Consider the following 6,888-nt stretch of genomic DNA (forward strand, 5'->3'; position numbering starts at 1 on the left):
TTAGTTAGGGGTCAGGGTGGCCGTGTAGCGATCGAGCTGCTTACGGAGCCGGTCAAGCACTTCGGCAGCAGCCGGGTCATCCGCGAGGTTCTTCCACTCCATGGGATCCGACTGGTGATCGTAGAGTTCCTCGCCGCCGTCCCGGTAGCGGGTGTAGCGGTAGCGGTCGGTACGCAGGGAGTGGTTGCCTTCGTCCTTGGTGGTCAACGCGAATCCGGGCGTGTCGGCGGTCGGATCCAGGAGGAAGCGCGAGAGGTCGGTACCGTCGAGATCCTCCTTGGGGGGCAGGCCACTTAGGCCGATCAGGGTGGGGTAGAGGTCTAGCAACGATACCACCCGATCGGTGACGATGGGTTCCGGACGGGCCGGATCGAAGATAATCAGGGGCGTTTTGGCGGATTCTTCCCAGAGTGCGTTCTTGCTCCAGTGGCGTTTCTCCCCCAGGTTCCAGCCGTGGTCGCCCATCAGTACTACGATCGTATTGTCGGCGTACTTGCTATTCTCCAGTGCATCGAGTAGGTGACCGGCGCAGGCATCGGCGTACGAAAGCGAAGCCAGGTAGCCGCGCATGGCCTCCTTCCACTTCCCCTGTTTGATAATCATCTCGTGTGCCTCTTGCTTGGCCATGCGCTGACCGAGCACCGGTACGTCGGCGAGGTCGTTGGCGATGACTTCGGGTAACTGCAGCGTATCTGCGTCGTACAGGTTGAAGTATTTTTCGGGAGCGTACCAGGGCAGGTGGGGGCGGAAGATGCCACAAGCCAGGAAGAAAGGCTTATCGTGTTCACGCGCCAGCACCTGGGCACCATAGTCGGCGATCTGCCAGTCGTTGGTGTTCTCGTCGGCGATGGCAATGGGTGCCCAGTCCAGATTTTTGGGAGTCTTTACCGAGCCCTTGCCGAGTGCCCGGAAGCGGTCCTCCTCCGCCGGGAAGGGGACCCCGAGTCCTCCCCGCCATTCCTCCTGGAACGAACCGGGGTCACTCCCGGGGCGGGGTTTTCCGGACGGCCCGCGGGGGCTGTGAAAGATCTTGCCTGCGGCGAAGGTGGCGTAGCCGTTTGCGGCAAAGTACTGCGGTAGTGTCACCACGTCTTTCAGTCCCGCCACGTCCCGAAAGTGCGTACTGTTGCCGTAGACGCCAGTCTTCAGGGGAGAGTATCCGGTCAGCAAGCTGGTGCGGGAAGGATTGCAGAGGGGGGCCGAGCAGTAAGCATTGTCGAAGCGTACGGCGCGGGCGGCGAATCGGTCGATGTTGGGGGTGATTGCCTGGGGATTACCTCCGTACGCCTTCACCCAGTCGTTCATATCATCGATCATGATCAGCAGGACGTTGGGCGTGCTGTCACGGGGGATCTGCGCCGTAATAACTTCGGTGGCCGCAATTGTCCCACCGGTTGGCACGGAAGCCGCGCAGGACAACAGAATGAGTAGGCAGCCGGTAAGCTGAGTGATGCGCGCCATGGTCATTTCACTTTGAACTTGATGCCCTCGTTTCGGCCGATCCGAAGCGTTTTCCTAGAGCGTTCATCGGCCTCCAGCGCGTAGTTGTAGTCGCCCGTATAGCGGTTGTCGTCGATCGTGACGTTGCGGCAGTTGGATAACTCAAAGACCGGCGCATCCGGATGGAGTTGAACGGCGGTATGGGTCTTGGTGATGCGGTTCCCCGTGATGGAGAGCCCGTCGACCCGGTCGGCCCATACGATCCGGTTGTCAAAGGTGGCGATGCTGTTGTCTTCAAAGCGAATATTGCGGTCGTAGATGGCCGATTGATCGAAGCTTTCCCCCAGTCGAGGGGTGATGTAGAGTACGGCGTGCTCGGCCCCGCTGTACGCGCAGTGTTCGAAGCGGTTGTTACGGATGAGTACGTCCTTCACCGCACCGGATTCGTACCAGAAGTAAGTCTCTCCCCGGAACAGTATGGCCGACATCATGGAAGAGAAATCGTTGTCCTCGATAACGATCTTCAGGGGCGTTTTCAGCACGATGTTCCGGGCACGGTGATTGCGGATGGTACAGCCCCGCATCGTAAAATTCGGGTTCCAGGTCTTGTTCTCCAGGATGTCTCCCGCTTTGAGTTCGCCGGAGAGGTCGTTTTCAAAGATCAGGTCGGTATAGCGGTCATTGACGGTTTCGACGCCGACGACCTTGTTTGTCTCCTTGCGGGCCGGATCCGGTTGGTAGATGAACCACACCTCGTCACCCGCTCCCGCGAACTGAAAGCCCAGTTGCTGAAAATGCTCCAGCTGTACGCGTACTTTCCGCTTCCCGAGCACTGAATCGACCGAAACGTAGGTGCCGTGCACGTTCGTACCGTCGTCAAGCATGTTTTCGAACCGACAGCCTTCGATGAGTATGTCTCCCATGCAGTTGGCAAAGTGAGTAGCATCCGCTGTGACGGATACCATGCGGGGAGAATCTTCGCGACTGTAGATACCACAGTTTCGAATGGTGATTCCTTCAGTTCGTCCGAAGAGAAAGCCCATCCCCAGTGCATGGTGGATGGTCACTTCCTCGAATAGAATATCTTCCGAGGCAGCCACTTCAACCGCTGGTGCGTATCGGTTCTGGCCCTTGGTCCCCTTGGAACTTATGATGGTCCCTACTTTTGGGTAATGGCGGATGTCTTCGTAAAACCGCAGGATGCCGTCCCCCTTATCCTCTACGCGGGTAGGGTCGAGAGATATATCCCAGGCCCCGTGGGCTACCTGCCGGGTTTCGGGGTCGAAGGAGAGGGTGTTTCCTAAATCGTCGAAGTAGAATCCGTCGATCCCCGGAAACTGTACGCCCTTTTTGTCCAACTCCCAGCTGAATCCTTCCGTCGAGGGTTTAATATCCCACCAGCCCTCTTCCGGATTGCTGGCCAGGACCTCGCCCTGAAAGAGGAAGGGAACGTCCCAGTCCATCGTCAGGTCCCTCATCGTCACCTTCCGGCAATCTTCGAACAAAAAGGGTTGTACCTGTCCGTGAAAGATCAGCTCCGCGCCATTCCCCTCAATGGATACGGCATCGAATCCCTTGAGCGGGAAGATGATGTTCTTCAGGCCATTATCGTGGTTGGTTATCGAACGATATTCGTTGAAGGCATAATCGGCAAGAAAATAATAGGTGCCCGGGGCCAGGATAATGGTCAGTTCCTTATCGTCCACTCCGGCGAGCGCTTCCCGGACCACCGGGGTCATGTCGTCCGCCGAGGGAGAAAGGTGGACCACTGATGCCGCTGATAAACCGGAGTGCCCGATGAGGCTAAGCAGTAGTATGGCATACAGTTGGAGATAAATATTGCTATTCACTTTTCTGGGTGTTTTCATGGTACAGGCCGGCGGCCATTTTGTAGCCGATCTCTTCTCCGTTCAACATGCGCCGGTGGAGCTCGGGGTGGAATTCGCGGATGTAGTGCAGCACCTCGACCGCTTTTGCGGATACGGGGCGATAGGTGTCATCGACCGGCTCCATTTCTTCGTCAAATTGTGCGGTCATTCTACGGAACTCGTGGAGCTGCTCCGCGTAGTGCGGGTCGGCGGCCAGGTTATTCAGTTCGTAAGGATCCTCGATCAGGTTGTACAATTCTTCAGCGGGCTTGGTGGCGCTGAAAAAGAGTGCTTGCAGGGGGAGGAGTTTGCCCCCGGCGTTGAGCTCCCGCATGATGTGGACGGCCGGTCGGTAAAACTCGAGATAGGCCTGGTGGGCATCGAAAGGTACCTCCGGGAGGTCGTTGCGAATGTATTTCCACCTATCGGAGGTGATGGCCCGGGATCTATCTTCGACTTCGTCCCAGAGGTCGCGGGCCGCATAAACTACCTCCCGGTCAAATCCTTCCCCAAAGATTGGCGTGCCGGTAAGAAAATCCGGTAACCGAGCTCCCGCGTAATCGAGGACGGTGGCCGTAATGTCCGTTGCACTTACCACTTCGCTTTGCACCCGCGGCCCCGCCTCCGTATCGCGCGGATCGAAGATGATCAGTGGAATGTGCAAGCCCGGGTCGTGGAGGTATCCCTTGCCACGGATATTGCACCGCCCATTGTCGCCGATGAAGATGATGATGGTGTTATCGGCCAGGCCCTTGTCAGTGAGTTCGCGGCGGATCATGCCCACTTCCCGGTCCATGTACTCGAGCTGGTCGAGGTACCGGGCCCAGTCGGCCCGGACAACCGGGTGGTCCGCCAAATAGGGCGGAAGGGTGACCGCTGCCGGATCGTGACGGTCGGGTGATTGCTGGCTGATCTCCTCCCACCAGTCGCCCCGGTGGGTGACGTTGAGCTGAATCTGGGCAAAGAACGGTTCGTCGGCCACCGTAAACGTATCGTATTTGTCGAACAGGCCGAAGTTGGTCTTCCCATCCCACGTTCCCAGCGGTTCGTGCTTGAAGTTGACGTCCGTCTTGCGGCCTTTTCCCATCACCCCGTGGTGGCCGAGGATGGTGGTGTAGCCCGCTTCCCGGAGCAGCTGCGTGAAGGGCAGGTAGGGCGCTGAGAGCGGAACGTCCCGGTTGCTGCGGTGGTGGTGGGTATTGGTCTTGACCTGGTGGGCCCCGACCATCATCGCCGAGCGGCTGGGCGAGCAGATCGGATTCGTGATGAAGGCGTTTTCGAAGCGGATACCCTCCGCGGCCAGTTGGTCCAGGTTCGGTGTCCGGACGTCGGGGAAATCGTAACAACCCAAGTCGGTGCTGATGTCCTCCGCCATCAACCAGATGATGTTGGGAGGTTGCGGGGACTGAGCGGAGACCGGCGTGCCGATTCCGTAGACGATAAGGACCAATAAGAGTATTTTCCTGATCATGATTTGACGTTTACCGTACGCCTACCTGCTCTTCCCAGCGTTGAAGTGCCCGGCGTAGTTTTTTGGCGACTTGCGGTGAGTCGGCGTAGCGGTTGTTTTCCTCCACGAGGTCTTCCCGGAGGTTAAAGAGTTCGTAGGTTCCGCTATGGTACCGCTTGAGCTTCCAGTCTCCCTCGATGACCGCAGAGCGCTGGTCTTCGTAGCTGCGGAAAAAGTAGAGTTTGCGTGGCTTCATCTTCTCTCCTCGGAGGAGGGGCAGCAGGCTCACTCCCTGGACATTTTCGCCCCGAAACGATTTACCCGTGGCCATTTCCAGCAGGGTAGGGTAGATGTCAATGGATTGCACGGGAACGCTGGTCCTTGTTCCTGGAGTAGTGACGCCCGGGTAGCTGATGATCAGCGGAACGCGGGCTCCGCCTTCACCGAGGGCGTCTCCTCCGGTCTTACCGCCGCTGAGCGGGGCATTGTCAAAATATCCCCCCTGATCGGAGATGAAAATTATGGCGGTGTTGTCGGTTATTCCCTTGTCGTCAACGGCTTTGAGAATGCGGCCGACGGACTCATCCAGGGCGGTCACCATCGCGGCGTATTCGGCGTATTTCCCGGACATTCCTTCGCGAGTATACCGTTCCACCAGATCCGGTCGGCCGATGTGGGGCCCGTGTACGGTATAGTACCAGTGGGAGAGCATGAATGGTCCTGAGCGATCGTATTCGGTGATGAAGCGGACGCTCTCGTCGGTCAGTACTCCTGTGAGGTACTCTCCTTCGGTGGCTTCCGGTAAGGGGTTGCCGTGACGGAAAAAGGGCGCGAGGTAGCTACCCGGATGGCCCTGGTTTCCGGTTCCGAACTGGCGATCGAAGCCCTGGTGTATAGGATGGTACGGCTCGTGTCCGAGGTGCCACTTGCCGACGAACATATTGTAGTAGCCGTGCGCTTTCAGCTTTTCCGCATATGTGACTTCCTCAAGGGGCAGCCAGTTCCGCGTGGGCAGTTGTACGGGGTCGCCGGGCCAGTTACTGAAGGCTTCGGTGGTTCTGCCTTCCGGGGTGAATCCGTGCTTCGTCGTATTCGGGATGTGGCGGTAGAATTGCATTCTGGCGGCCTCCTTACCAGTGAGTAGCGACGCGCGACTAGGACTACAGGTGGGAGTAGGTATATAAGCTCTTTCAAAGGAAAGTCCGCTGGCTCTGAGCCGGTCGATGTTCGGCGTGTGGAGGCGATCGTTCCGGAAGCCGACATCCATCCACCCGAGATCGTCCACGAAGAAGAGAACGATATGCGGAGCGGGTTCCTGGGCGGAAACCGTGCCCTTGGCGCACAGCATAAGCAGAAAAAGTAGGTGAGATTGTCGCATCCGGGGGTAAGCTTTCGAGCTGAATGCAAGAAGCCGTTAATAGTAGCCGAGGGTGTGCCCCTCCGTCAATTGGAGGTTGCCCAGCGTACATTCAATAAGGTTAAAAGCTTGGTAGAACTGGCTGGCGCACCGGCCTGGTGCCCCCCCCCGGGGTCGGCCAACTGGCAACCAAAAACTGGATGCTCTATGCCCAGGCCTTGAACTTCTGTGCAATCTGACACCAGAAACCCAATGGTGGGACGCCAATCACCTTGGCTCTTCCACAAGCTGGCCTCCAAACATATAGAGAGACATCCTGGAGACTACACTCAGAGTACCCCTTCCTCCACCCGGGCCTTCCACCGGGGGAAGCCATCCACGAAGCTGGAGCCAATGTGTTCGTGGCGCACCGTCCAGAAAGGGTAGGGGAAGGTGTTCGAACGGCGGTAGTTGCTCCGTCCCAGCGCATTGAGGTGCTGCACTTCCTGGGTGATTCGCTGCAGGTGGTCGGCCAGGGTACCGCTATCGCGTGGCAGGCTCCAGACGTAGGTGGCGTGGCTGTCCAGCAGCTCCAGCAGGAAGTGATGCATTTCGTTTCCCCGCACGAAGAACAGAAACCCGAAGCGGGGCGTCAGCGCAAAGCGGAGGGGCTGACCGCGCTCGTGGTGTTCGGCCAGGTAGGCCAGTTGGGGGGCATTGCGGACGTCGAGCGTCCCGAGGATTTCCTTCAGCAGTTCTTCCCCTCCGTCGGTTACCGGGCGGAGCGCCCGTAC

General features: G+C 58.3%; 5 protein-coding genes. All 5 read right to left on the minus strand.

The genetic code is table 11. The features are described from left to right. On the minus strand, nucleotides 1–1,461 hold the full coding sequence (locus tag CGL56_RS10570) for a sulfatase (protein ID WP_167641547.1): 1,461 nt from the start codon (nucleotides 1,459–1,461) through the stop codon (nucleotides 1–3). Between the two features lie 2 nt (nucleotides 1,462–1,463). After that, on the minus strand, nucleotides 1,464–3,209 hold the full coding sequence (locus CGL56_RS10575; protein ID WP_209280275.1) for a right-handed parallel beta-helix repeat-containing protein: 1,746 nt from the start codon (nucleotides 3,207–3,209) through the stop codon (nucleotides 1,464–1,466). 73 nt (nucleotides 3,210–3,282) lie between these two features. Continuing rightward, nucleotides 3,283–4,779: a sulfatase family protein gene (locus CGL56_RS10580; protein WP_099106506.1), complete on the minus strand. Its 1,497-nt coding sequence runs from the start codon at nucleotides 4,777–4,779 to the stop codon at nucleotides 3,283–3,285. Nucleotides 4,780–4,789: 10 nt separating this feature from the next. Then, entirely contained in the window at nucleotides 4,790–6,106 is a 1,317-nt protein-coding gene (locus CGL56_RS10585; protein ID WP_209280274.1) for a sulfatase, read from the minus strand. Between the two features lie 338 nt (nucleotides 6,107–6,444). Continuing rightward, the coding region (locus CGL56_RS18245; protein ID WP_222837667.1) for a hypothetical protein at nucleotides 6,445–6,888 on the minus strand (444 nt) is incomplete at its 5' end.

Origin of the sequence: Neolewinella marina (assembly GCF_002631205.1) — a bacterium.
In the GTDB taxonomy this organism is placed as follows: Bacteria; Bacteroidota; Bacteroidia; order Chitinophagales; family Saprospiraceae; genus Neolewinella; species Neolewinella marina.